This is a genomic window from Nitrospira sp., from assembly GCA_024760525.1.
Lineage (GTDB): Bacteria > Nitrospirota > Nitrospiria > Nitrospirales > Nitrospiraceae > Nitrospira_D.
Genome location: CP060500.1, coordinates 177,346 through 201,186, shown reverse-complemented (window position 1 = coordinate 201,186; position 23,841 = coordinate 177,346). Strand labels below are relative to the sequence as shown.

22 protein-coding genes are annotated in these 23,841 nt (G+C 57.6%); 5 read left to right on the top strand and 17 right to left on the bottom strand.

The window, feature by feature from the left end; translation table 11 throughout:
* Window positions 1-15 precede the first annotated feature (15 nt).
* The 16 genes from H8K04_20755 to H8K04_20680 all read right to left on the bottom strand — a co-directional run bounded on the left by H8K04_20755 (window position 16) and on the right by H8K04_20680 (window position 11,099).
* Window positions 16-1,062, bottom strand: coding sequence for a transglycosylase SLT domain-containing protein (locus H8K04_20755; GenBank protein UVT18111.1), 1,047 nt, complete (start codon window positions 1,060-1,062; stop codon window positions 16-18).
* 39 nt (window positions 1,063-1,101) lie between these two features.
* Window positions 1,102-1,656: a hypothetical protein gene (locus H8K04_20750; GenBank protein ID UVT18110.1), complete on the bottom strand. Its 555-nt coding sequence runs from the start codon at window positions 1,654-1,656 to the stop codon at window positions 1,102-1,104.
* Between the two features lie 83 nt (window positions 1,657-1,739).
* The gene (locus H8K04_20745; protein ID UVT18109.1) at window positions 1,740-2,507 is read right to left on the bottom strand and encodes a reverse transcriptase-like protein; all 768 of its coding nucleotides are present in this window, start codon (window positions 2,505-2,507) and stop codon (window positions 1,740-1,742) included.
* Window positions 2,508-2,730: 223 nt separating this feature from the next.
* Window positions 2,731-3,186 carry a macro domain-containing protein gene (locus tag H8K04_20740; GenBank protein ID UVT18108.1) on the bottom strand — a complete coding sequence of 152 codons (456 nt, stop codon included), beginning with the start codon at window positions 3,184-3,186 and terminating at the stop codon, window positions 2,731-2,733.
* Window positions 3,183-3,569: a hypothetical protein gene (locus H8K04_20735; GenBank protein ID UVT18107.1), complete on the bottom strand. Its 387-nt coding sequence runs from the start codon at window positions 3,567-3,569 to the stop codon at window positions 3,183-3,185. The genes H8K04_20740 and H8K04_20735 overlap by 4 nt, the downstream gene beginning before the upstream one ends.
* Window positions 3,570-3,649: 80 nt before the next feature.
* Window positions 3,650-4,036: a hypothetical protein gene (locus tag H8K04_20730; GenBank protein ID UVT18106.1), complete on the bottom strand. Its 387-nt coding sequence runs from the start codon at window positions 4,034-4,036 to the stop codon at window positions 3,650-3,652.
* A gap of 75 nt (window positions 4,037-4,111) precedes the next feature.
* Complete coding sequence (locus tag H8K04_20725) at window positions 4,112-4,612, bottom strand: DUF1273 family protein (GenBank protein UVT18105.1); 501 nt, start codon at window positions 4,610-4,612, stop codon at window positions 4,112-4,114.
* 83 nt (window positions 4,613-4,695) lie between these two features.
* Window positions 4,696-4,833, bottom strand: coding sequence for a hypothetical protein (locus tag H8K04_20720; protein ID UVT18104.1), 138 nt, complete (start codon window positions 4,831-4,833; stop codon window positions 4,696-4,698).
* Between the two features lie 4 nt (window positions 4,834-4,837).
* Complete coding sequence (locus tag H8K04_20715) at window positions 4,838-5,020, bottom strand: hypothetical protein (protein UVT18103.1); 183 nt, start codon at window positions 5,018-5,020, stop codon at window positions 4,838-4,840.
* Between the two features lie 44 nt (window positions 5,021-5,064).
* Window positions 5,065-5,265, bottom strand: coding sequence for a hypothetical protein (locus H8K04_20710; GenBank protein UVT18102.1), 201 nt, complete (start codon window positions 5,263-5,265; stop codon window positions 5,065-5,067).
* 47 nt (window positions 5,266-5,312) lie between these two features.
* Window positions 5,313-5,699: a response regulator gene (locus H8K04_20705; GenBank protein ID UVT18101.1), complete on the bottom strand. Its 387-nt coding sequence runs from the start codon at window positions 5,697-5,699 to the stop codon at window positions 5,313-5,315.
* A 25-nt stretch (window positions 5,700-5,724) separates the two neighbouring features.
* Window positions 5,725-6,345: a hypothetical protein gene (locus tag H8K04_20700; protein UVT18100.1), complete on the bottom strand. Its 621-nt coding sequence runs from the start codon at window positions 6,343-6,345 to the stop codon at window positions 5,725-5,727.
* A 19-nt stretch (window positions 6,346-6,364) separates the two neighbouring features.
* The gene (locus H8K04_20695) at window positions 6,365-6,886 is read right to left on the bottom strand and encodes a hypothetical protein (protein UVT18099.1); all 522 of its coding nucleotides are present in this window, start codon (window positions 6,884-6,886) and stop codon (window positions 6,365-6,367) included.
* A 57-nt stretch (window positions 6,887-6,943) separates the two neighbouring features.
* Entirely contained in the window at window positions 6,944-7,708 is a 765-nt protein-coding gene (locus H8K04_20690) for a hypothetical protein (protein UVT18098.1), read from the bottom strand.
* 88 nt (window positions 7,709-7,796) lie between these two features.
* On the bottom strand, window positions 7,797-8,600 hold the full coding sequence (locus H8K04_20685; GenBank protein UVT18097.1) for a hypothetical protein: 804 nt from the start codon (window positions 8,598-8,600) through the stop codon (window positions 7,797-7,799).
* Window positions 8,601-8,651: 51 nt separating this feature from the next.
* Entirely contained in the window at window positions 8,652-11,099 is a 2,448-nt protein-coding gene (locus tag H8K04_20680; protein UVT18096.1) for an AAA family ATPase, read from the bottom strand.
* A gap of 709 nt (window positions 11,100-11,808) precedes the next feature.
* Here H8K04_20680 and H8K04_20675 point away from each other — a divergent pair.
* From H8K04_20675 to H8K04_20655, 5 genes are all read left to right on the top strand, one after another.
* Window positions 11,809-13,836, top strand: coding sequence for an AAA family ATPase (locus H8K04_20675; protein ID UVT18095.1), 2,028 nt, complete (start codon window positions 11,809-11,811; stop codon window positions 13,834-13,836).
* Window positions 13,829-15,619, top strand: coding sequence for an ATP-dependent helicase (locus H8K04_20670; protein UVT18094.1), 1,791 nt, complete (start codon window positions 13,829-13,831; stop codon window positions 15,617-15,619). The genes H8K04_20675 and H8K04_20670 overlap by 8 nt, the downstream gene beginning before the upstream one ends.
* 523 nt (window positions 15,620-16,142) lie before the next feature.
* On the top strand, window positions 16,143-16,871 hold the full coding sequence (locus H8K04_20665) for a hypothetical protein (GenBank protein UVT18093.1): 729 nt from the start codon (window positions 16,143-16,145) through the stop codon (window positions 16,869-16,871).
* Between the two features lie 118 nt (window positions 16,872-16,989).
* Window positions 16,990-17,808 carry a hypothetical protein gene (locus tag H8K04_20660; protein ID UVT18092.1) on the top strand — a complete coding sequence of 273 codons (819 nt, stop codon included), beginning with the start codon at window positions 16,990-16,992 and terminating at the stop codon, window positions 17,806-17,808.
* A gap of 339 nt (window positions 17,809-18,147) precedes the next feature.
* Entirely contained in the window at window positions 18,148-18,420 is a 273-nt protein-coding gene (locus H8K04_20655; protein ID UVT18091.1) for a TIR domain-containing protein, read from the top strand.
* Between the two features lie 199 nt (window positions 18,421-18,619).
* Here H8K04_20655 and H8K04_20650 read toward each other — a convergent pair whose 3' ends face one another.
* Window positions 18,620-23,587 carry a tetratricopeptide repeat protein gene (locus tag H8K04_20650; GenBank protein UVT18090.1) on the bottom strand — a complete coding sequence of 1,656 codons (4,968 nt, stop codon included), beginning with the start codon at window positions 23,585-23,587 and terminating at the stop codon, window positions 18,620-18,622.
* Window positions 23,588-23,841 lie beyond the last annotated feature (254 nt).

Genomic DNA, 23,841 nt, shown 5'->3' with positions numbered 1-23,841 from the left:
AGGATCATGAAGCTGTCAGGCTACCCGCGCAGCGGGTCTCTGGAGTGATTCGTCCTGATGCTGCGATCGGTGGACTGAGAGCGGGGATCGTCCTCGTTCGTAGTCCGACGATGTTCGACGAAGGGCAAGCGGAGATGGACGGTGGAGGGCCCGGACACTGTCACGAACGAGCTGATAGGACCAGAGTATCGTGCGAATGACATACGTGCATACGATGAGGAGCGAGATCAGGAACAGCAAGGGGAGGAGGATCTGGACTCCGAGCGTCATCATCGTGGACGGACTGGGGAGTGTGTGTCCGATATGGACGATGTCATTGATCGGGTCCGGGTTGGAGAGCGTGGCTGCTCGATGTGGGATGCGTGATGGCGTCAGGTCTGCGAAGGACAGATCTGGGCCGGCATCATCGGACGTATTCTCGTAAATCGAGGCCTCAAAGGCAGTGGCAGACAGTAAGGGCGTATCAGGCGAGGGCAGAGACCACAGAAGGCTTGAATTACGGCAGAGGTCGGGAGTTTGTCGACAAAGATGTCCATGGACAATCGCAATATACTTCGTGCTTCCGACCGACCCGTTATAGCCAGCAAGAGCTTGCCATGTTTTTCCATGACGGAGGATTTGTTCATGCAGAATATGGCTGGCCGCGGTGAGATTACGGCACGGTTCGAAGAGTTGCTCCGGTTGAATGCCGAGTATGTCAGCAATGGTTCCATGATTGGTCGAGGAGATTTGCCCAAGACCTGCATCAAACTGTTGACCACGCTGTTTCAGGGTCTGCATGAGCCGATGTGCAGCTTGTTCAGTCGGTGGAAATTGACTGTGCCGGGATCCTGTCTCATCGGTCCATCCGATCGCGAACGGGTGATTGCGACTCTCTGCATAGATGAGGGCGCGGAGAAGTGCCGGGTGAAGATCCAGTTCTTGAGCGTGCTGGTGGAGACAATGCGTCCAGGCTGTAGGTGTGGTTGAGAGGGTTAAGGGGTCCTGCGTGGCAGCGGAGCTTGGAGAGAGGCCCCAGATTATGAAGTAACAGGTCAGGAGCCAGACAAGAGGCAGACGCATAGATACTCCTCCGTACAGTGAGTGGAATCGAATCGGCGGTCAGTCGACTTGATGATGCAGGCGTGGGAGCGTGACCGGCCGTGATGTCTGATGTGGGTAGTACACGTACAGGTTTGGAAAGAACGCGCGGAGTTGTGCCGTAGAGCCTTCGCCCCACATCGGGCAGTAGGAACAGATGGCAAACGTTTCTTTGAGATTGAGCGTGTGGCCGTGTTGGGTGATGAAGTCTCCGATCGTCATGGTGTAGTGCGTGGAGGTTGGGGTGTGAAAGCGGACGATGTTGGGAAAGGAATCGACGCTGATAAAGCGGTGATGCCCCGTGAGATGGAACAGCCATGCCTGGGGATTGTAGCCGCAGCCCAGGTCGACAACTGTCCAATGCGTGGGTATGAGTTGCGCCAAGTGCCAATAGGTCGTCATGAATCCAAGAAATTCGTCATTGATTTCAAGCTCGGTGTACGGATGCCCTTCCATGACGGCACGCCATTGCTCTGCTGGAATGATTCGGGCGATTGCACGGGAGAGTTCCTCATTACTGGGCGCATGAAATGGGAGTGCTGTGTCGACATTGAGCGGAGCGCTAGACAGTGACATGGATATTCTTTCTGGTGAGGAGGAGCCCAATGCCACGTAAACAGGAGAGACAGAGGTGGTGGCCATCGTTCTCTCCTGAGGGCTCATTGAGTTGGAAATGTTTTCCAGACGAGTGGTGCAGAACGAGCGGCAGCAGTTGCTAACGAGTCTACGAGGTCATTCATGAGGACGCCGGAATGTGCCGTCACTTTGTGCCACTTGATGGTTGACGAATAGGTGTGGGTATATGCGGCATAGGCTTGAGTAGCTGGTGTATTGGCCCGCCATTGTCCTGTGGCCCATGCTTCGATTCCGGTGTAGTCATAGTAGACGGTGATGGTGTGATAGCCACGGCGCCGGCATTCTTCGAGTCCATGGAGGACCGCTTGTAGTTCCGCAGCAACGTTTCTGTGGTCGGCTGCATGGGCGGGGATCTGACTACTGCTGTGGCGATACACTTCATTCTCATTTTCTCGGATCACGCAGGCCCAGCCGAATTTGAGACCGTCTGGGTGTTGCAGGCAGGCGCCATCGACCCAGAGCTCGACCGTATTGGGTGGAGATACGGGCGTAGGAACTGAGCTGGAATGGTGAGGCGTCGTGGCATTTGTGAGAAGTAATCCACTGTCCGTCCAGGCTTGAGCGAGACGAGCTTGGATCTGGGGGGTGAGGTTCCGAAGTTCGTTAGTCGTATAGCGAGGGCCGTTCTTGCCGGCATAGATGACGAGAGTGCCGAGGGCGGGACCAGCCTGCTCGAATAGCGTGATCTTATGTCCGTAGCCGTTTGGTGTGGGTTCAGGGTGACGGACGGCGTTGAATCCTTGTCCGCGTAGGGCGGGGATCAGCGAAGTGGCAATGTCGGATGCGGTCATAGGTTCTCCCTTCGTGATGGAAGATGTCATAGACAAAGTTCACTACCCACGAAGTGGGTCGATGCCGCTCTTTTCGAAGAAGAAGGGATTGGGTTACCGGAGGAGTGCGCCTACTGGGGCTTCAAAGGCGAGCGCTTCCATGTGTCCTGGAGCAAAACAGCAGGGATGGCTGGAATGTTAAGGGAATCACGGAGGGTCGGCCAACTACCGAGCGAGAAGACGTTCATGGTGTCTCCAAGAGTGAGGTCACAAAGACACAGCGTGATGTGACGTACGGAGCGATCGCCGTGCGGACATCCCGCCAGGACAGTTGCCCCAGGCCACAACCGACCCGTGGGAGGTACACCCGTGACATGTTGTGTTGCTCGATCAGGTGGGCGACCGACTTCATGCTGGCGATGATGAGTTCGAGATCGGCTGGATGTTGCCAGTGGCGTTTGGTGGGAAAGGTAATGATGCGTGTGGAGAGAAAGGCATATGGGTGGTTGCCGGAGTGACGGAGCGCTTGGCCAAGAACGCGTGGAAGATCCGGGTACCGTTGGGCAGCGGCTTTGGCAAGGCCGGCACCCATGACGGCTTCCCCGTTAGCTTTGATGACCCCGTTTGTGGTGATAGCGATCCATTCACCTTGCGTGTGGAACGTCCAGAGGTCGCCGGTGATCTCGTGCACCAGTGTCATGGGGATTCCTTGGTTGACAGGTTGGCGCATGACATCACCTGCGGGCGACTAGAGTCGCTCCGCCCATCTATAAATCGGTCTGGGAACTGCTGCACCGCGAATTGGATCAATTCGTGGGTGTGGCAGTTCCAATCGGCCCTGCAATAACACAGCACTGTCTGTTCCTCAGCCCGGGCTAACTCATCCCACACCTGCATGGGCACGCGGGCGAGAATCTGCGCGTAGTGTGCGCAGTAGTCTTGCCAATTCAGCGTGCCGTTTTTGTATCCCAGCACCATATCCCAGCGCGGGGCAAAGGCCCGCCAGATGCCCTGCGCGCTCTTGACCGTGGTATCGATCCCTATCGCTCCTGGTCGGATTTGCGCACGCCGCAGTCGAGTCATAGTCCCTCCTCCGTCTTATTACGTGCTGATCGCTGAGGGAAGTGGCTACCCTGCGTGCAGGGTCGCTTAGAGGGAGCCAATCAGGCCTCATCCTGAGAGGTGTCGATCATTTCATCGACGTCGTTGATTCCACATCTTTTACAGGCGTCGGGATTGTATGACGTGTCGATGGCGTAGAGTGGATCCGGGTTGAAGAAACAGGTCGTTTCGGGGCGTGTCCCCATTAAGAATGGACAGGGCTGGATGTGATGCCCGATCTGCGGTGGGGGCAGTGGACCGAGTACGGAGTAGCAATAGGGTCCGTGGGGGATGAGAGTAGCGAGCTGATCCTGAGATAGGGCGTGGATATGTTGGCGGAGTTGGTTGGTGCGTTGGTGATGTGTGGCGATCTCGGCAATGAGCGTAGCCTCATTCATCTGGAGAGCGTCGAAGGTATGTGATGTGAGGTTTGGAGTGCGGTCTCTCATAGGAAATGCTTTCCCGCCCCTAATGGACGTACCATCGGCATTCTGGCCCGGCATACCCGGCGTGGCCTTGTCGTTTCAGGGGGCGATCAATTGGCCGGCGTGGTGATGGGCAAGGTGGTCGATCCAGCGAGCGACGTCGGCCGTCCCGCCGGCCGAACCATCCCATACTGCGATCGCAGCATGAGCATCAGTGACCAGCCGACTGTTCCGGGCCATCAGGGCTTCTCGAACTTCCGCGTCGGTTTTGGCTGTGTGACAGACGATCAGGCGGTCCATCGCGAGGCGGAGGAGTTCCTCATAGCGGGTTTGGCTCTGTTTCGGCCATCGGCTGGCCTGGCCGGGAAACGGAATATAGGCCACAAAGGGAGTCTGAGTGGTGAGACAGGCCTCGGCGAAGGCTTGATCGACACCAAGAGCCATTCCGGTCAGGCCGAGGACGTCTAATCCGCGGGATTTGAGGGCTGTGAGCGTACGGGTTAAATGGTCGGCGATGCGTTGAAGAATGGGATTGTTGGGATTGAATCCGCCGAGTTTCTGTGGGCGATGGCCAGTAATGGCCAATCTGAGCGTGGGCATAGGATGTCCTCCTTCAATCTACTACGATCGATGGAGAACGAACCCTGCCTGTGAAACAGGCCTATGGTGCCTTGGGTGAACGATTAGTGTGGTCGGGTCTGACGATGACGGCGGGTAAACCGGTCGTAGAGCAAGGCGCCGACGAAGAGAATGGCACCGACGGCAAAGAAACTGTTCAGTGCGATGAAGCTATCGAGTTGAGAAATGGCGAGTGCCGGCATGGGGTCACCTTTTCAACGAGTATAACGCGCCTGCATGGAGTGCGCAACAACCGAGGAGGCCTTCGGCGAAGATCCACGGGTGAAATGGGGCGTTGGAGAGGACTTGATTGAGGGCTAGTCCTACCAAGGCCAGATTGGCCACATCGGAGAGTATGGTGGCAAGGTGCTCCCATTGCTTCTTGTTCACGATTCAGCTCCTGCCGTCGTTGAATGCAAGGAATGGGATGCGGATCAGGCGTGCTTCTTGGTGGGCTGAAATTCGAGGATGTTCTCCTGCAACCATTCCCGAGCGGCACGTGGTCCAAGATCCATCGTGCCGCGGAGGTCTTGCCGAGCCCATCCGTGGCCTTGTGACACGAGGAATTGGCCATTCTTTTGGAAAGCAGCTAAGGGGTTGGGACGGATGATTAGGCTAAATCCTCGTTCGCTCATGGGGGAAGTCTCCAGTCTATGAGCTGGTTGATGCCCGTGAGGTCCTGTTACGCCGCCGAGCGTGACAGAGCGGGGTTGGGGGCAACATTTTGGATTGTGGCGCGGAGGTGGCCGAGATCTGGGGGCTTGGCGAGTAACGCGGCAATACCCAGACGGCGTTGTTCCAGCTCGAGTACATCCGGAGCGAGTCCGCCGGTCATGCCGACGATGGCAGTGGCCGGCCGGATCTGCTGGAGTTCGGCGATCAGTTGTGGACCATCGATGACGGGCATCTCCATGTCAGTGAGCACAATATCGTACGGGGCATCAAGGATCTTCACCAGGGCGTCGGCGCCATTGGCGGCCGTGGTGATGTCGTGACCTTCGGACGCGAGGGCAGTGCTGAGGATTTTCCGGATGGATTCCATGTCGTCAACAATGAGGATTCTGGCCATGATGTCGTGCTCCTTCGTGGGTCGGTCATCCGTTCGATGCCGTGGTGAGGCCTACCGACTGGTGTTGCTGAATCCACTGGATACAGGTGTGGATGAGGGAACGAAATTCATCCAAGGCCAGGGGGTGGGACATGTACGCGTCGCGAAACGGATATTTGTACCACATCAGGGAAAACTGGCTTGGCGCATACTGAAAATTCGGGCGGACGATCGGACAGGTGGATAGATGGTGATGGGTGTGCGCCCATTGGGCGTAGGCCTCATCGTAGCCGCAGGTACAATGAGCGGTCGTTGCCTCTGAGACGGCGGGTTCAGGAGAACTGATGGGATGCCCTGCCGGCGTGGGGTGGAGTGCGATGGCTGAGTGGTGTGTCACCTCGTCCGTAAACCGATGTTGGTAACAGCTGTCGGTATGATGATGCGTGTCGAGCCACGTGTCTTCAGCTTGTTGAAAGCCACACGGACAATCCCCCCAGTGGTAGCGATGGATTTCAAAGACATCACAGATGAATTCCGTGCCATATCCGTCACAGTCAGGACCATCGATGGCTTCTAAGAGTTCTCGAAAACATTCCTCCCATCCCGCATCACGTGGAACTGGGAACTGGCCACGGCTATGTCCAAAGATGAGATTGCCGAGCTCCATACAGTGCCTCCAATGCGTATTACGGATTGGGTAATTTCGCGGTGTCAGTCGTGTTGGGTGGACGATGGGGCAAGCGACTGGGGATTTGAACCATACCGTTCTGGTCCATCACTCGGATGTCGTGGCTATAGAGCGTTGGGAATGTGGTACCGGCGGGCCATTGGATATGGAAATGCCCATGCTGAATGGGTTGCATGACAAACGGTTGGCCGTGAGCAACAGTTTTCGCCAAGTGGAGGGCAAAGTTGGTGTCGGCATGATGAGGGACGATGAGTAGGATGCGGGCGTGGTCGGCGCACGTGATCAACCAGACCTGGAGTGGTTTATGGGCGAAGGCGCTGGCTTGTGAAAAATGGGTGCTGGGTGGTGTGGATGTGTCGGTGAAATTGGGGAAGGATGGGATAGATTCCATGCCGTGTTTGGCTTGCCAAATACCGTGATAGATCTGCTGGGCGTAGCCGGGCCAGAGTGGATCGAGCGGGCGTCCTTGGTAGGCGGCTTCAGCGGCCTGACGCTCGGCAAAGGTCAGTGACATATGCATAGATTCCTCTCGTGGCCGGTTCCGATGGTTAGCTATTACGTTCTAGGGTGATGAGGCTCAGCTCGGTATGAGCCCGTGATTCATGGCGACCTGACAGAGGGTGCGGTAGAGCTGACGGTTGAAGAGTGGGTAGGCGCTGATGAGGCCATAGATGTGAGGGGTGGTGTCGAGCCATTCAGCCAAAGCGATGGCCACTGCCGGACTCCTACTGACACCCACATGGCAGTGGATAGTGAGTTTGGTCATGGCATTGCGCTGTTGCAGGATAAAGTCCAGAAGGGCCTTTGCCTCCTCGTGTCTGAGCGGGTGTAAATCTCTGTGTGCATCACGAATACGATAGGGAATATCCCACGCTGCGAGATGAAAGATGGCGTGAAAGGTGTAGGCCGGCACGAGAGGTGGGGTGCCAGGTTCTCGAATTGAGATCAGAACTTCGCCGAGCTGGGGCCGATAGTGTCGGCGAATCGCTTCTTCGCATTGAATGGTGATGGGGAGCGGATGTACCGGTACGGCGGCGTGGGCTTCAGCCCAGGCTTGAGCGGCTACCAGTGTCTCAAACTCACAGGTATGGAGATCAGGGGATAGGCCCGGTCGTGGAGTGTGGACGGTCGCAAGATACCGGGTGTCGTCTGATCCGGTGTCGTCCAGCGCTGTGATGGTCGCGGAGGCATATTGATAGGCGTTACAGGGAATGTCGAGCGAACACAGGGGTTCGCCCGGGATGGCGCCGCGATCCATCTCCCAGCGTTCGTGCTTGTCGGACGGTCCGATGGGTTGTGTGGAGATGGTGGTCCACCGTGAGGGAGGTTGTGATCGACGCATGAAGGAGCTCCTATGGTGTCGTGATCGACGAGGCGCTCACACAGCGAGCTGCGGCGGCATGCAGCCGCCGCCTGGATTCGGTCAGAGGCTATGAGGTGAGATGCATCATCGTGCCGGGTTCGCAAGGGACGGTGTTGGCGATCTGGAATGGCGGTAACGGTTGAAGGGACACGCCCATGACTTGTTCAAGCCGTACAGTGGCATCGTCCGGTCGCCCTTCTTTGAGATAGCGATAGACGGCTCGGAGTTCGTCGCGCGCAATCAGGTCTTGTCCGCTTCCATCGATCGTCATGCACTGAGGTGTGGTGAGACCTCTTCGGAATTCGACGCGTTCAGCTTGGTAGAGGGTGGACCCTTTGGACGTACGACGGAATGGCAATTGATGTTGGACCAGCCAGGTTTCGAGCAGATCAAACTCCCCCTCCAGTGCAAGACTGTTGTAGAAGTGCAAGTGATGAGAGCGATCCAGTGCTTGCAGGAGTTGCTGCTCTGAATCGGGCGCAAAGAGGTCAGAGTTCCAACCGAGACAGACCGACGCGCCTTGGAGGGTGGTGAGGAATTCGGGCAGGAACAGACGATCGAGGATGCCACCGATTTCGATTTCGCCGGGATATTGGTCGAAGAGCTCCTCGGAGTCAGGCTGGCTGTCGGGGGCGGTGACGATCTGCCTGATACGGGACTGAGGGTGGGGGGTAAACCCAAGGAGTCGATCGTTAATGGCTTCGAAAAGGTTCAAGAGGAGGTCCATTTCATAGAGGACATCCAGGGGGTCTCGACGACAGAGATCGACGATGGCCTGTTTTATCCAGTAGGAGGACGAGGGATCCTCCATGATCTGGCGTTGGGCTGCCTGGGGATCTTGAGTGAGCAGTGCGAGGAATTCCTTGGTCATGTTCATCTATTACGTTCGCCGACTGGTGAGTGAGGTGTGACCTTGATGTCCTTACGCGGATCCCGGATTACGCCGGATGAGGTAGAGGCGGTTTCCGCGTGAGCGGACAGGTCCTGGCGTGATGGGCGTTGGCCGTGGCTCCGGTGGGGTAGACCATCCTGAGGCGACGGGAACAGGGTGCAGAATACCGTGTGACAACATGACGCCCCCTTGGAGGTCGGTGGTCTGTAAGGCTTCCCACAGCAAACTATCGGGGTGGTTGCTCAGTGTGGTGATGGAGGGCCGATGGCCAATGATGATGAGTTTGCTTTTGGCACGGGTGAACGCGACGTTGATGAGTTTGGAGGGAGAACGGTCCGATTCACACCGGCCGAGCATGGTTTTCGTCAGATTCCCTGTGACGGTGGTATCAAAGATCACGATGTCACTCTGTTGCCCTTGTACACTGTGAATCGTGCCGACGTGTACACGATCGCTGAGGTCGGCTTGACTGATGAGATCCTGAAGCTGTCGGACCTGGTTGCGGTACGGGGCAATGATGCTGACCGTCGGCTGTGTACTGGATGGAAGACGGAGGGCTTGCTGCGCCAGGGCTACGGCCACGGTGGCATGGTAGTGGTTGGAAGGCGATCCTTTATGGTCCTTATCGACCCAGGGTTGCGCATCACTGGTATCGACGAAGACTAAGGCTTTTCCCGGCGCCGGGGATTGCTCGACGATCGTTTGCCGGGCGGTACGAATGTGACGATCAGTGCGATAAGACAGCCCGGCCCGTTGATACAGCTTGGCAGCCAGGGTGGCGATGTCGGGGTGCATCCGATATTGCGTGGTTAACGCGGCGACTCGTGGGTCGTTGTCGTTCTTGATGCCTGTCAAGCCGTAGATGTCGGTGGCCAGCCATTGTTTGGCAGTGAGGGTCTGAGATTCTGCGATCGGGGACAGTTGAAAGAAATCGCCGACGATCAACACTTGCCGGCGGGCGAGGCAGAGCGAGGCAAAGAGGGCTGGGGGCGTGGCCGTTGAGCCCTCGTCGATGATGACGAGATCAAACCGTTCGTGTTCAAGGACTGGGGCGGTGTAGGTGCGCGTGATCGTGGTGGCAAGCACCGTACAGTGTTGGAGGATTCTTCGCTCGACGGTGGCGATTTGATGTTGGAGTTCGGTGATGTCCTGATGGAGGCGGATGGCCTGAGCTTGGTGGGAGGCCAGTAACTGAGGCAGATCGGCGATGGAACGGGTACCGAGTTGGGACGTCAAGCGTTGGGCAAGGAATCGTTTGGCTTCGAGGGTGTCGGTGATGCGTTGTTGGAGGGTGTCCAATTGGGCCGTCAATTGGAGGAGATCTTCGGCACAGTCGGATTCGATGAGTTGGGCATCAAAGAGATCGGCTTGAATGGTGCTTTGACGTCGGAGAAAGAGCCGTCGCCACCGGGAGGCAGTCCAATATTGGTGGAGTTCGTCGGTATATCGTGTAACCGCGGCGTGACTGTCGTCCTGTGTCTGGCGGAGGGTGGTGATGTCATGCTGGAGTGCCGCGAGTTGGGCGTGAAGAGTCTGAGCATGTTCTTCGGATGCGGTAAGGTCGTCATGGAGCTGTCGGAGGGATTCGAGTCGTGCTGTTTCTTCTTGAATCGGGGCAGCCTGTTGTTGGAGCTGAGCCAAGGTGTGCGCCAATGCGGCGGTCTCCTGAGCCGCGAGGTGTTCCATCGTGACGGCATGTAATGGCGCAGGGGCATCGTCGGCGGCCAGTCCATAGCGGACAATTTGACCTGGTGACGTTGTGGGCGTGCTTCGGAGCACGGCCTCAAGAGCTTCGTCTACGGCGGTATTGGTGTTGGAACAAATCAAGACGCGGTCGCCACGCTCCATGGCCAGGCGTGTGACAGCGCCGATCACCTGGGTTTTCCCTGTCCCGGGAGGTCCCCAGAGATAGAGAAAGTCATGTGTGAGCGCGCGGACCAGGGCGGTGAATTGTTCCGGGTTGAGGGATGGGTCTGGGGCAATATCGAGTCGATCGGCCAGGGGGGTGGGGCGCGAGGACGGGGTAAAACACTTCAAGGCGAGTTCGGTGAGATAGTCCTGTGGGTGGGCTTGAATGGCTGCCAGTCGCTTATCGAGAGCCAGCAACAGACGAATGCGATCGATAGTGAGTCGGGCTTGAGGAATCTCCGGTTGAAGATCAGCGATCAAGGATAAGGTGAGTTGATCGACCGACAGGCCGAGGATCACGCAGGGATGGGGTTGCCCGTCGATAATCAGTTCGCCTTGGGTGTCATCCAAGGCGCCACTGAGGGGAAACGTGGTGGTTCGGAAAGTCACGCGTTGGTGCCGGCCGTATCGGCCTTGGACCCGGCCGTCGAGGAGAGGGACGCTCAGGGGGCGTCCTTGGTTGGTACTTTGTCGGCAGTGGAGTTCATCGCGAATGGCGTTACGGAGTGAGTGAATCAGGTCGTGCAAGGATGCGGGAACGGACACCCCACGCTGGAATGTCTCCGGCATAGCAGCCTCCTTATGGCCTGTCTATCAGTTATCACTGAACATTGAGCCTGCGCTCGCATCGAGCGCCTGATTGATGGGCCTGCCTTGCAGACGGGACGATGCCTGTCATAGGAGGCGGAGCGAAGCGAGGCCTAGTCGGCGCGGCGCTGGGTTTGGCTCGGAGGCTGTGGGGGTAGTATGGCTCGGGCGGGTCTTGGAGAGACAGATGGGGGGGCGAGTGAGGGGCGTGATGAGGTGTAAAAATTTGGATTTGATCGGACAGGTAGTGTCAGAACACATGCTCGGTGACCGGCAAGTCTCGACCCTAATCAGACGTACACGACTGACCGCTATCAGAGGGGGGCTTACGCCGATCCGCATAAGAGCCCGTAATCCATGGTCTCACCGGCGCAACTCGTTGAAACGACAACGAGCACGGCGTATTCTTCACGCAAAGTAGTGGCGTGTTATATGGGTAAAATTGGCAAATCCGGTTCTTATACAGCTCGGTATAAACATATTTCGGCACAAACAAGGCCGGAGAACAACGAATTGACAAGCATTACCACTGTAGGTCTGTCTGTTCCGCCTATTGCGGCAAAGCCGTAAATTCGGACTTCCTGACGGGTTATGTTTACTTGCGCGGGACTACCCAGGCGAGAAGCCAGATAAATCGCTCCTGACGTAGTGCCGCAACTAGTTATAGTCCCTCGTTCAATGCAGGATACATATGTATATCGCCAAACTCGCCATCACCAATCTCCGCTGCTTCTGCAAAACGACGATCGAATTCCAACCGGGGATCAACGTGATCCTTGGGGAGAACAATGCGGGCAAGACAGCCCTTCTATGTGCTCTTCGGCTCGTGTTTGACCGCTCCGGCCGACTGCGTCCCGATCTCCCCGATTTCCACCAGGGCATCGCCGACTTCACGAAAGCCCCCGCGATCTCCGTCGCCGCAACCCTACGATCGTCACCGGCCGATACCATCGACGACAAAGCTCTCGTAGCAACCTGGCTCACCAAGTTGGACGCCCCCTGGGAAGCGCAGCTCACCTACGAGTTCTTCCTCCCAGACGAAGAGGTTCCGGCGTTTATCGCGGCGTGCGGGGTGGCACCCGACCGCGACCAATTCTTCCGCGTCCTGGAGCAGTTCATCCCCAAGTACGTCGCCCGCATCTTCGCTGGGCTTCCGGAGAACCGGCTCGTCGCCGAGCCCGACGCCCTGGCGAAATTCGACTGCCACACCGTCGATGCGATCCGTGACGTCGAATCCGAACTGTTCGCAGGCACGAATCCCTTGCTGCGCACGATGCTGCGACAGGTGCTCGACCATGATGCCGACGAAGCCGAGACTCTCGAACGTCGTCGCCATTTCCGCACCCTGACGCAGGAAGCCCGTACCAACCTCACGGGGCGCATGAATCTGAACGCATTGTTCCAACTCGTCAAGGACACGGGAGCGGCTGACGGCGGAACCCCCATCATGCGCGACGCCATCGACGAAGACGACTTCATTGCCGCTCTTCGTCTCCACATCAAACGTGCAGCGTTCACGGTCCCCGCTACCCACAACGGGCTCGGATACAATAACCTAGTGTACATCTCCCTGCTCTTGGCCAGTTTGCAGTTCGAAACGTCGGTGCCCCGGCGGGGCCAGAATGCGGTCCTCTTCCCCATGCTCGTCATCGAGGAGCCGGAAGCGCACCTCCATCCGTCGCTCCAGTACAAGCTACTCAAGTACATCCAGAAGCGGCTCTCCCCTGAGAAGACCAGTCGGCAGGTATTCCTTACGACCCATTCGACGCACATCACGGCTGCCGCGGGGCTTGAATCCATCATCTGCCTCAGCCTCTCCGAAGCCGATGGGGGCGTCCACGTCGCCTATCCCGCCCGCGTCTTCGGCGAGAGTCCCGGAGGCAAAGCGTCCCGCAACTACGTTGAACGGTACCTGGATGCGACAAAATCCAACATGCTGTTCGCGAAGGGCATCATCTTCGTGGAAGGGATCGCGGAACAACTGCTCGTTCCCTGTCTTTCCCAATGTATCAGCCGTCCCATAGAAACCCACCATGTCGCGGTTATTGCTGTAGGAGGCGTGACCTTCAAGCACTTTCTGCCGCTCTTCGGCGCGGGGGAAGACGAACCTCTCCGTCGCTATGCGCTGCGTCGCCGCGTTGCGTGCATGGTGGACGCCGATCCGGCTCGCAAGGTCAAGAACAAGGACGCGCGGCGTCAGAAATGCTGGCCGTACGCTCTGGACCGAGACTGCGCCGGCTACGACTACTTCCACGTGTCCGGCGTCGTCACGAATTTACAGACCATGCGAAACCGATCGCCTGAGAATATCAAGATCTGCGTCGGCAGCAAGACGCTGGAGTACGACTTGGCCTTGGCGAACGCACAACTCCCCCTCCTCGTCACACCGTCTTGCGAGCATGAGGCGGCTCTTCGCGCCCTGGCGGAGACTCCGGCAACGGTGCCGGCCCCCCTCCAATCCCTGCTCGCCGGGGACGGATCCGATACCCTTGATGCGCTGGCGGCTTGTCCAGACATAGCGACGCATCGGTTCGCGACCTGCTACCTGCTCTGTGCCGAGGATGCCAAGGGGGAACATGCCCTTGTGCTGGAACGGCAACTCCGCGAGAACGCCTCGAAGCCGGAAGCAGACCGCAAGCCGTTCGCGTGTCCGGATTACATCAAAGACGCCATTCACTGGACCTGTGTGTTCGATACGCCGGAGACTCCCCATGCCTGAGAAGCTGGAAATCGATTCCGGCACATTCCTCACCGACATCGAACGTCATTTCCGTGTCATGGCTGGGCCGGGAGCCGGTAAGACGTACTGGCTTGTGAACCACATCAAGCAGGTCGTTGCCAGATCCAAGCGGCTCTCTCCCGCGTCCCGCATTGCGTGCATCTCGTACACGAACGTCGCTGTGCATGAGATTGTCACTCAACTCGGTTCGGCCGCTACTCAGGTGGATGCCTCGACAATCCACAGCTTCCTCTACCGCAACATCGTCCGGCCGTACCTCCACCTGTTGCGGGATGGTGACGACCAGCCGCTCGTTGCGTTCGCATCCCTCGACGGTCACGATGAACACCACCCGTCCTACACTATCGTCGACGAATGGCTAAGAAGCATTGGGCAGGCCAAGATCCTACAGCAGACCTTCGATGAGCAGCGAGCTATTCTCAATGACAAGCTGGGGCAGTTGGTGTGGCAGCGTTCGGTGGACGGCGTCTGGACGCTTGGGCCGCGAAAGCTCGATCGCATGGGAAAGATACTCAACGCCATCTGCACGAGCTCGAACCTCATCGACTACAAACGCCGATACTGGAGCCGGGGCATTGTCGATCACGAGGACATCCTCTACTTCGCGCACCGCATCCTCGAAGAGCACCCACTCGTCTGTCAGTGCCTGAGTGCGCGCTACCGCTACCTGTTCATCGACGAATTCCAGGATACGCTGCCCATCCAGACCCATGTCGTACAGTGGCTCGCCGGCGCAGGGACGGTGGTCGGCGTCATCGGTGATGCTGAACAATCCATCTACAGTTTCCTCGACGCCCACCCGCAGCAGTTCCTGTCGTTCTCGCTGCCCGATTACCTCGACGTGACAATGTGTCACAACCGCCGCAGCACGCGCCGCATCATCTCGATTCTCGACCACCTGCGGTCGGACGGTCTACGGCAACATTGCTTCCGCGAACTCGACGGGCAACCCGTGACGGTGTGCATCGGCGACGTCGACCGCAGTCTCGCGGCCATTCGTGCCGACCTGCCGCCGGATGCCGTCCTCCACGTGCTGACGCGGAAGAACAAGGATGCCCATCGCGTGCGATCGGCCCTCGCGCCCGGAACCGTGGAGCCGTGGGAGTCCTTCTACGATGCCGATGACGCACGTGCCCGATTCATGGAGCACGTCATTGCCGCGACGGAACTTGCGAAACGCGGCCAGTACGCGCTTGCCCACCGAGAAGCAGCTCGGATCATCGGACGGAAAGGGCGGGTGAGAAAGCCCCTAAAGTGTGACACGGACCTGAGCGACGTTCATCGGAAGGGAATCGCCGTTACCGTGCTGCAGGAATTCCTGTCCAACTTCGCCACCATTTTCGCCGGTACGCTGCTTGAGGCGTACGTCCGCTGCGGAGCCTGCATCACGTCCGCGTATCCGGCGGTGACCCTGACCGTTGCAAAGGCCGGGAAGTTCAAGACGTTCGCAGAAGCCACGCCGTATGCACACCTCTCAGAATCGGTTCGTTTGCAAGAAGAGGTGCGTCATGTGCGGACCATTCACCAGGCGAAAGGGAGCGAGGGGGACAACATCGCTGTGTATTTCGAGGATGCTGCCCGCGTCCGGCATATCACACAACCCTCGACCGCCCCGGCAGATGAGGAGAAACGCCTCACCTACGTCGCCATGAGCCGCGCCCGCGATCGTCTTTTCCTCTGCATACCGACGGATGTTGCCATCAACGCCGACGATCTCCGGGCACTCGATCTCCACGTAATCGACCTGCGGGAGACACTGTAGCAACCGCCACTGCTCCCGGTGTGCCGATTTGTCCTTGTCATTCGCGTCAACATGTTCTGTCGGTTATTCATAAATGAGAGTGACGACGGGCTGGAAGGCAGCCGTGCCTCGATGGGAGGCACTGTGACAACTCGGCATACCATTATGGGTTGACCCTTTGCTCCCTTGGGGACAAGAAGAATCCGAACAACACGCTCCAGCACGACGGCGGTGCGATCTCGGTACCAAACTTCTGCAGTTGGCCGTTCTGTGATCCCCGCCATCCGACCCAAAGCAGAAGTCCACGAGCGACCGCTACTGGAAGGAGGGGGCTTACGCCGATCCGCATAAGAACCCGTAAAAAATGGTTCCGTAGCCGCAACTCATTGAAACGATAATGGGTAAGGCGTATTGTTCGCGAATAAAAGGGGCGTGTTATACGGACAGAAAGCGGCAGATCCGGCTCTTACGCGGATCGGCCTAAACATAGGTATGTTTCTCGGAGGTTTCTGTGGGCCTAGCGAAGCAACGATGGATGGAGCGCATGGAGGATGAAGCCTGGGAAGAAAGGGCTAAGTGGATACGCGAAAGGCTAGATGACTCAGAAGCAGATGAGGATACCGAGGGGTGGGATGTACTATCAGAGAAGTTTGATCGAGAACATCAAGCGCGCGACTACGATCATTACGAAGACGACTGGGGTGTAGAAGGGAAAAGTCGTCTCGAAATATTTGATGAAAATATCGAAGCGACTCTCGAAATCCTCAAACAGTCAGTAATGCCACGGCATGAGAAAAATTTGATAGTCATGCTTTTCGGACACGTAGTTGCCACCGTTGAAGCATACCTCTCCTCAACTTTTATCCACTACGCACTTTCCTCTGAGAACCACATGAGGCGGCTTGTCGAAAATGACCCTGAGTTCGCCAAACGTAAATTCACAGTTCAAGAGATTTTCACGAAGAGAGAAGAACTAAAGGGCGACCTAAGCGAATATCTCAAGGGATTAATTTTTCACGACATAGCAAAGGTCAAGCCTCTTTATCAGTCTGTATTGAATATTGATTTTGGTGACGTCAAATGGCTTTTTCAAGCAGTTCTAGTTCGTCACCATTGTGTGCATCGAGCCGGATACGACAAAGATGGCAACAAGGTCCTTTTAAAGAAAGAGGACGTGGTAATGCTAACCAATCAAGCCACCGGCTTGGTTCACATGATTGAATCCGTGCTGATAAGCATGCCTATTGACGGAATCTTTTTCTGGAAAACATAACATGGCGCTCAAACTCGCTCCTTTCGGTCGCTGGACGCTGCACGATAATGTAGCGCATCGCCGGTTAGCTCTACGGTATGTCTCCTGACAATCATAAGTCCACAGCGTCGGGCCGCAGATGAGCACGGTCGAAGAAACGGTCTTCCTGTATGGGGATGAGAGCCATGCGCACGAGATTGTGACTTATGGATTCGTGATCGTCCCCGTAAAAAACATTGCGTCTGTGGAATTAACTCTTAAAGAAGTGAAGACGCGCTACGGCCTGCCAGACGACGTCAGAATTCATTGTCGCAGTATATTTAACAAGGACGCGCGAGCCAAGACTGCGTTTGCGAAGTTTTCAACTGAACATGTGCTTTGTTTTTTGAATGAGTTGATGACCGCGTCTTATGTAGCGGGGGCACGCGGATGGGTTGGCTACTTAGACACACAAAAGGCGCCGGATGTATTGCTCTTCGAATCAAACGGCGGGACGGGGGTTGATAAGTGGGATGTAAGTGATCTCAAAAACAGAATGTTGTTCTGCTATCAAGCGGCCAGTGCGCCATTGATGCACATACTCCCGCCTTCATACGTCAAGGCATTTGTCGATGGAGACAAGACTAAGATTCCGCATTTTGACAAGAAACGGCAGGCAGACAGCCTTCGGAGCTTTTTCCCGGTAGAGCACAACGATGCCGAATTCGTCCCTGAAGCCGTCCATGGCTTGAAGCCGTCACCCTTGGACTTAGCAGACCTGTTGGCATATGCAGCTGCACGCGGGTTGTCGAAAACGACCTCCACGAACAAGAGAGCCTTTGTCTCTATCGTCGAGGCGATTGATCCAGGCTACAGTGAAGTGATTTTTGAGACGCCGTCGGTTAGTGGGGCTATGCTCAAAATACGGACATATGATCCAGCAGATCGAGTCAAGTCTTATGTTAGTCAGTTCCTTTGAGGCACTACCGTGAGCTCTAACAACTCAGTCGAGGGGACCGTCTGCAAGCTACGCTTGGATCCTGCCCCTCACTTCAACCGTTAATGCAGCAGGGCTGAGGACCGCTTTACGGCGGTGTGATCTAGGCGCTGAGCTTCCGCTTGTGGCCGAGACTTGCCGGTGGATATGTTGACACTCTTACCTCGTCTGTCAGATCTGACGCAGATTTAGGCGAGAGGCTGTGAAGGGGATTCGCCATACCATCGATACGTTGGCCCAGGAATCTTATTGTGGATTTTCTGTTCGATGCGGTTTAAAAGCGATGTAGCGGTTTGATTGAAAAGTTCCATGCGATAACACATGGGAACCGTGCATGTGAAAACGGTATCCGTTAGCTATTCCCATTGTGACTCCGACTTCGTCGATCGGTTGATCCTTGATCTTCGGGTATCGGAAATTTCTGCGACGTATGACAAATGGTTTGTGAACGTTGGTGACTCCATTATCGAGAAGATAGTCCAGGCTGTGACCAATGCAGATGGGGTGATTGCCATCAACGATGCTGACTGTCTGCGAAAGTACCTCTCGCGATTTGGGCTGGAATGGAGTCAACTTTCCGTTACGGCTTTCTGAGAGAAGAGATTCATAGATCCGAAAAACATTTGTCGAAATGTTAGAGCATTTCAGGCCTAGTCTAGTATCAGCTCTGATGCAATCTTGGTAAACCTTCCCCTTGGCGTTTCCTGTCTTCATGTGGCTGGGTTCAAAGCAGAGATTGAACCGCCGAGAGGTGGGGGCCCTCCTTCCAAAAAGGTCACCGACAGCGGGAATGTTAGCGGAAACGGACACGTTGATAGGTTTTGCAGGCGTGCCATCGGATCTGGAGCAAGGCCTTCAGAGAGATGTAGCGCCATCGCCATGCGCGCCGCACCTCTCGATAGGCACTCTTGAGCTCCCGCCTGTGTCCGTTTCCCGTCTGAGTCCCGGCCACCAGATGAAAGCGGGCGGCGGCGATGACGAACTGGTAATAGCGACTGACCGACTTCCCTTCGATCAGTGCTAAGAGAGCTTGGGCTTGCCCGTAGTCTCCGTCGCGCGCAGCGTCATAGGCCAACCACGTTCGGTGCTCGGGAAAGGTGTGATCTTCCTTGAGGCTCAAGGCATGACGGCTCACATTATGGGCGTCCTCATACTGTCCCATGTCTCGAAAGGCACAGGCGAGATTCAGGAATGCCCATGCAGGAGACCCTGATCGTTGCCGCCAGTCTCCAAACCACTGCACCACATCACGCGACGCGTTCGTCATGATCAGGGCGTAGGCCATCAGTCCATGGGTCGTCTCATCACGGGCCAGTGTGGAACCGTGGTGCCGCAGCAGACGCTGGACCGCTGACGAGGCGTCGCTGTCGGCGAACCGTTGCAGCATCGCTTGCGCTGCCAATTGCCCAGCCGCACCATTGTGAAGTACCCGGTCAAAGCCACGGAACCGCTGCAGGGTCAACAACATCAGATCGCGTCGCTCCACCCAGAGCGTCCCGACGACGGGATTGACCGTCGGCTCCAGCACAAGACGCTCCAACGCGGCCGTCGTTTCATGCCTCCAACCCGCTGAGTCCAACAGCTCCAGCGCCTCGCGATAGATCTCGATGTCGTCCTCGGTTGACCACAGGTTCTCGAACACCTGGAAAATCTCTTCGCGTTGGCCGCAAGCGAGCGCCAAGCGCAGACCGCGGAGACGCGTTTCCGCGGAATTGACGTGCGTCCGCAACGTTGTCAATACAGCGTCGGCAGCCTCATAGGCTTTAGCTTGGAGCTCCAGGTCGAAGAGCAGCTGCGCGCCGTACACATAGTCGGACTTGAGCTGAAGCGCGCGCCGGAGATAGGGACGGACATCCGTCTCCGGTTCGGCATTCAGAAGGGCGTGTGCGAGATAGCCTAAGGCATAGGGACTGTCGGGATCGAGCCGATGCAGAGCGCGAGCCGCTTCGAGGTAGGCGGGATAGTCTTCCCGTTCCGCTTGCCAATCAGCCAATACTTCCCAGCCCGGCGCATAGTCGGGTTCTTCACACAAGATGTCCTGGAGTGTAGCCAGCGCCGCCTCTTTATCTCCCCGTGCCGCCAGCACACTCGGCTCCTTGATGCGCAGAGCCACGGGGGGACGAGCACCCCAGGCCGTCGTGCGTAAGGCCATGAGTGCATCCTCATAGCGTTGCTCCGCGATCAGGGTCTCCACCTTGACGAGATGGGCCGCCAGCGTGAAGGGTGCGAGATGAATGGCTCGCTCGAGGGCCGCCAGCTTTTCCTCCACATCCTCAGTGACCCGGGCCACCGCCATCCATGCGAGGGGCTCTCCCGGGCGTTCCGCGGCGAGACCGCGCGCCAGCTCGAGCGGCACGTGTGGGCGCTCGACCGTGGCGCAATAGTCGCCCAAACGATCCCAAGCCCAGTCGTATCCAATATAGAGTCTGACCGCCTGCTGGATATGCGTGATGGCCTCTTCTCGGGCCTCGAGCCGCCAGAGGGTGGAGCCCAGATAGCCATGTAACACCCCCTCGGTCGGCGCGTGCCGAATCGCTCGCTCCAAGCAGGCTCGCGACGCGTTGAAATCCCCGTCCGCCTCAAACGACTCTGCCAGTTTCGTGGTCGCAGCGCCCCAGGCAGGATTGAGCCGCAAGGCCTCGTGCAAGGCGGTCCGCTCAGCCAGGCGATCACCCATCCGTTTAGCCACCTCCGCGAGCTCGACGTGCACTCGCGGAAGAAGAGGAAATTTAGCGATCGCCTGCAGGCAGAGATCGTGCGCGGAATCGTACTGCTGCCGATCAAGATGCTGCCGGATACAGGCCACCCAGGTTTGCCAGAGGTCTGGCCGCACGCGCCGCGCGTCTTCGAGCATCTCCGTGAGCTCGTCGGGTTCGAAGGTCCCTCTGGCTGCCTGCTGGAAGGTCAGGAGAGAGTCCCCGACGATGACCTGCCGCGTGAATTCCTCCACAACGAACCGTAAGGCGTCACGGCGCTCATCCCGCGTACTGCAGGCCTCGATCAGTTTCGTGAGGGCATAGTCCGAATCGATAGACCGACGAAGCGCCGCGCGAAAATGGGCTTGAGCGTCGACGAGTTGTCCAGCGAGTAGTTCGATATACCCGCGAGTGCTGTACCAGGGCACGACATCCGGCGCGAGTTCATAGGCTTGCTGGCTTTCCGCCCTGGCCTCATCAAACCGACCCTGCTGGGCCAGCGTCATGGCGAGTTGACGCCGTCCCCAGGCATTCGTCGGACTGATGGTCAGCAGTTGGCACAGGGCAGCTTCCTGCTCACTCAGGGGAGCCTCATCGAGCCATTCGGCGAGCAGTTCGTTCAAGCCCTGATGGTGAGGAAACCAGCTGACGACTGCCCGTAAGTAGCTAATCGCCGTAGCACGGCCTTCGAGGTCAGCTGTGAGACGAACCAGCGCTCGTTGCGCCTTGAGATCGAAGGGTTCGCTCGTAACCAACTCTTTCCAGAGCGAGCGGGCGCCGGCAAGATCTCCTTGATGCTCTTGAATCTGTGCCGCCGTATGCACCCACTCTGTCTGCCGGCAGCAGGCACGCGCACGTTGGAGAAAGGAACCAGCCTGTGCGCTATCGCCGGTGTCGAGGGCTGAACGAGCCGCCATTAACAGCAAGGCGCCGTCTTCTGGGTGAGCGTCGAGTGCCTGATCTCGCACGCCCATCGCCTCCTGCGTCCGATGGAGATCTGACAGACAGTGGAACAGCGTGATCGCCGGCTGAGGCGACAAGGTGCCATAACGGCTAACACGATCGCGCAAGAAGGTCAGAGCCGTTTCTTCCTCTCTGACGGTCCGAGATGCGCGGAAGTACGTGGTGGCATGACCCTCATACGTGGATTCCATCGTCGCGGCTAATCGGTAGAGATTCACGGCCTTCGGGTATCCTCCCGAGTACCAATGCGCATCAGCCAGCGTGCTGAGGCCTTCCGCACTATTCCATTTGCGGAGAAGGGCCTCGACAAGTCTGGTGGCTTCGGCTCTGGTCCGGCCATCGTCGAGCAGCGCTTGGGCGTAGCGGAGGGTGAATAGTGCATGGGGCGAGGAGCCGGTAGTTTGTGCTTCGAGGTAAGCCAGATACGTCGACCGATCGGCGACGCGCCGGAGAAGCTCCGATTTGTAGAGTCGCAGGTTGATCTCTGTGGGAGCGAGCTTGAGCAACCGCTCAATCAGCTCAAGTTCTTCCTCCGGCTGCCCGTCATAGTTCGCGAGGCTCCGCTGCACATTAAGGGTGATACGATGTTCCGGTGCCCGACGAAGGAGTTCTTCGCAGCTCGCGACGGCTACGGCGCGATCATGCCGACTGAGTGCCTGTTGAACCTGATGCTGGAGATCATGCAGGTCGGCCTCAGGGAGCAGAAGCAGGTCAAGACGTTCTCGTTCCTCATAGGGCACCAGGGCCATCCCCCGCGGTCCCGTGGCCGCGTGCGTCCGAAAAAACGACATCTGCGCAAACTCGCGGGAGACGCGCTCATAGGGATCGCGAATAAGGAGCACGCCGCGTGGCGCGTCATAGCCGATCACGGCCTGTAAGTGGGATCCGCCCGGATACGGTGTGGTGAGGGTAAAGGGAATCCCGGCATCAATTAGGGCACATGCCGAGTCCCAGGTCACCGTGAATTCCCGGGCCACCCATCCATTGGTCACGGCCCAGTGGCGTTCACTATGGTGCGGAGTGCCGTCATAACAGATCGCTTCAGCCACCGTGAGGTGATCCGCCGGCTTCTTCCAGTAGCGACTGATGGCGGCGAGTGTGGCGGGCGCACAGGTCATGTGGTGCTGACGGACGAAGCCGACCGGCAATAGTACACGCCTCATCGCCGACTCCGCCCGATCGAGATTGTTGGCGACCTCTTCATAGAAAGGAACCTTGGCAAGATGCGCATACGTCAGCGCGGCCCGCCGATCCCCCAGTAATTGATAGACGTCACTGCGTCGACCGGAGAGCCACGCGACGGTCCCTTTGTCCTTCACCACGGCCAATTGCTCGAACCGGTTGAGTGTGTCGAGAGCACTCGTATAGTGCCCCCGTTCTATGTGCAGCTCGGTTAAGGACGCCGCGATCCGAGGACTCTCGATCGTCATCAGCGCACGGCGCAAGGTCTCGATCGAATCCTCATCCAGCCCGACAAGAGTCAGGACGTGAGCCAGACACAGAACGGCGGCGGGGAGATGCGGTGTGAGGGCATAGGCGCGCCGGGCAGCATCCAACGCCTCTTCATATCGATCTTCGAGTTCGTAGATGACGGCGCGTTCGGTCCACATCCAAGACGTATCGCTGTGCTTCAGGGCCGTATCCATGAGACGTTCAGCTCGCTCGAAGTCGCGGTACTGCGCGTACAGATAGGCCATGAACGCCGTCGCGTCCCAGCGCACCGAAGACTCGGCCTCGATGAGAGTGCTGTGCTCGAACAGCTCCAGTGCCGCGAGGGGTCCTCGCCGTGCCATCAGGGTCGGCGCCAGGAAATACGCCGCTTCTGCACTTGAGGGGTGAGCTCTCCACAGGCGGAGGAAGATCGCCGCACTCACTCGTTCGGCAGAGAGTTGCGAAGCCAGCCGCCCAGCGAGAATCCGAGCGTCAGGGCCCGGCCAGGTGTGCAAGGGGCCCAGGGGAGTCCCGGTAGCTAGAGCTTGGACGAACAAGCCCTGGTCATAGAGTGCTTGGATGTTCGTGAGGAGATCCGCATCCCACACCGCTGGAGCAGCCTCTGGAGGACTCGCCTTGGGAGAGGCCAATCGGGCAGCGTGAGGAGTCATATCCTATACCTGGCTTGTCGACATGGATCAGAGGATGGGACATCCGCCCCGACTCTCGGTAGGGAACTAGAAGCAATACGTATCGATAGGCGTGACGGGTTGCTCACAAGAGTAAGTGTAGCAGAGGACAAAATGGGCTAAAGGAAGGGTCCGGAGTACTCAGTGTCTCCGTACCATTGGCAGAAATAGTCGCGGTTTTAGGGTGATGGGGATCAATGGAACCGAAAACCGGGTTTGCGGTACGAAGCACTTCC

Excerpts from the sequence above, each read along its gene's own strand:
- H8K04_20740 (UVT18108.1), bottom strand. The coding sequence starts at position 3,186 with ATGACACTGGTGCACGAGATCACCGGCGACCTCTGGACGTTCCACACG.
- H8K04_20650 (UVT18090.1), bottom strand. The coding sequence starts at position 23,587 with ATGACTCCTCACGCTGCCCGATTGGCCTCTCCCAAGGCGAGTCCTCCA.
- H8K04_20675 (UVT18095.1), top strand. The coding sequence starts at position 11,809 with ATGTATATCGCCAAACTCGCCATCACCAATCTCCGCTGCTTCTGCAAA.
- H8K04_20725 (UVT18105.1), bottom strand. The coding sequence starts at position 4,612 with ATGCCCACGCTCAGATTGGCCATTACTGGCCATCGCCCACAGAAACTC.
- H8K04_20705 (UVT18101.1), bottom strand. The coding sequence starts at position 5,699 with ATGGCCAGAATCCTCATTGTTGACGACATGGAATCCATCCGGAAAATC.
- H8K04_20750 (UVT18110.1), bottom strand. The coding sequence starts at position 1,656 with ATGTCACTGTCTAGCGCTCCGCTCAATGTCGACACAGCACTCCCATTT.
- H8K04_20755 (UVT18111.1), bottom strand. The coding sequence starts at position 1,062 with ATGCGTCTGCCTCTTGTCTGGCTCCTGACCTGTTACTTCATAATCTGG.
- H8K04_20745 (UVT18109.1), bottom strand. The coding sequence starts at position 2,507 with ATGACCGCATCCGACATTGCCACTTCGCTGATCCCCGCCCTACGCGGA.
- H8K04_20730 (UVT18106.1), bottom strand. The coding sequence starts at position 4,036 with ATGAGAGACCGCACTCCAAACCTCACATCACATACCTTCGACGCTCTC.
- H8K04_20735 (UVT18107.1), bottom strand. The coding sequence starts at position 3,569 with ATGACTCGACTGCGGCGTGCGCAAATCCGACCAGGAGCGATAGGGATC.
- H8K04_20695 (UVT18099.1), bottom strand. The coding sequence starts at position 6,886 with ATGCATATGTCACTGACCTTTGCCGAGCGTCAGGCCGCTGAAGCCGCC.
- H8K04_20710 (UVT18102.1), bottom strand. The coding sequence starts at position 5,265 with ATGAGCGAACGAGGATTTAGCCTAATCATCCGTCCCAACCCCTTAGCT.
- H8K04_20655 (UVT18091.1), top strand. The coding sequence starts at position 18,148 with ATGGGAACCGTGCATGTGAAAACGGTATCCGTTAGCTATTCCCATTGT.
- H8K04_20670 (UVT18094.1), top strand. The coding sequence starts at position 13,829 with ATGCCTGAGAAGCTGGAAATCGATTCCGGCACATTCCTCACCGACATC.
- H8K04_20690 (UVT18098.1), bottom strand. The coding sequence starts at position 7,708 with ATGCGTCGATCACAACCTCCCTCACGGTGGACCACCATCTCCACACAA.
- H8K04_20720 (UVT18104.1), bottom strand. The coding sequence starts at position 4,833 with ATGCCGGCACTCGCCATTTCTCAACTCGATAGCTTCATCGCACTGAAC.
- H8K04_20685 (UVT18097.1), bottom strand. The coding sequence starts at position 8,600 with ATGACCAAGGAATTCCTCGCACTGCTCACTCAAGATCCCCAGGCAGCC.
- H8K04_20700 (UVT18100.1), bottom strand. The coding sequence starts at position 6,345 with ATGGAGCTCGGCAATCTCATCTTTGGACATAGCCGTGGCCAGTTCCCA.
- H8K04_20665 (UVT18093.1), top strand. The coding sequence starts at position 16,143 with ATGGAGGATGAAGCCTGGGAAGAAAGGGCTAAGTGGATACGCGAAAGG.
- H8K04_20660 (UVT18092.1), top strand. The coding sequence starts at position 16,990 with ATGAGCACGGTCGAAGAAACGGTCTTCCTGTATGGGGATGAGAGCCAT.
- H8K04_20680 (UVT18096.1), bottom strand. The coding sequence starts at position 11,099 with ATGCCGGAGACATTCCAGCGTGGGGTGTCCGTTCCCGCATCCTTGCAC.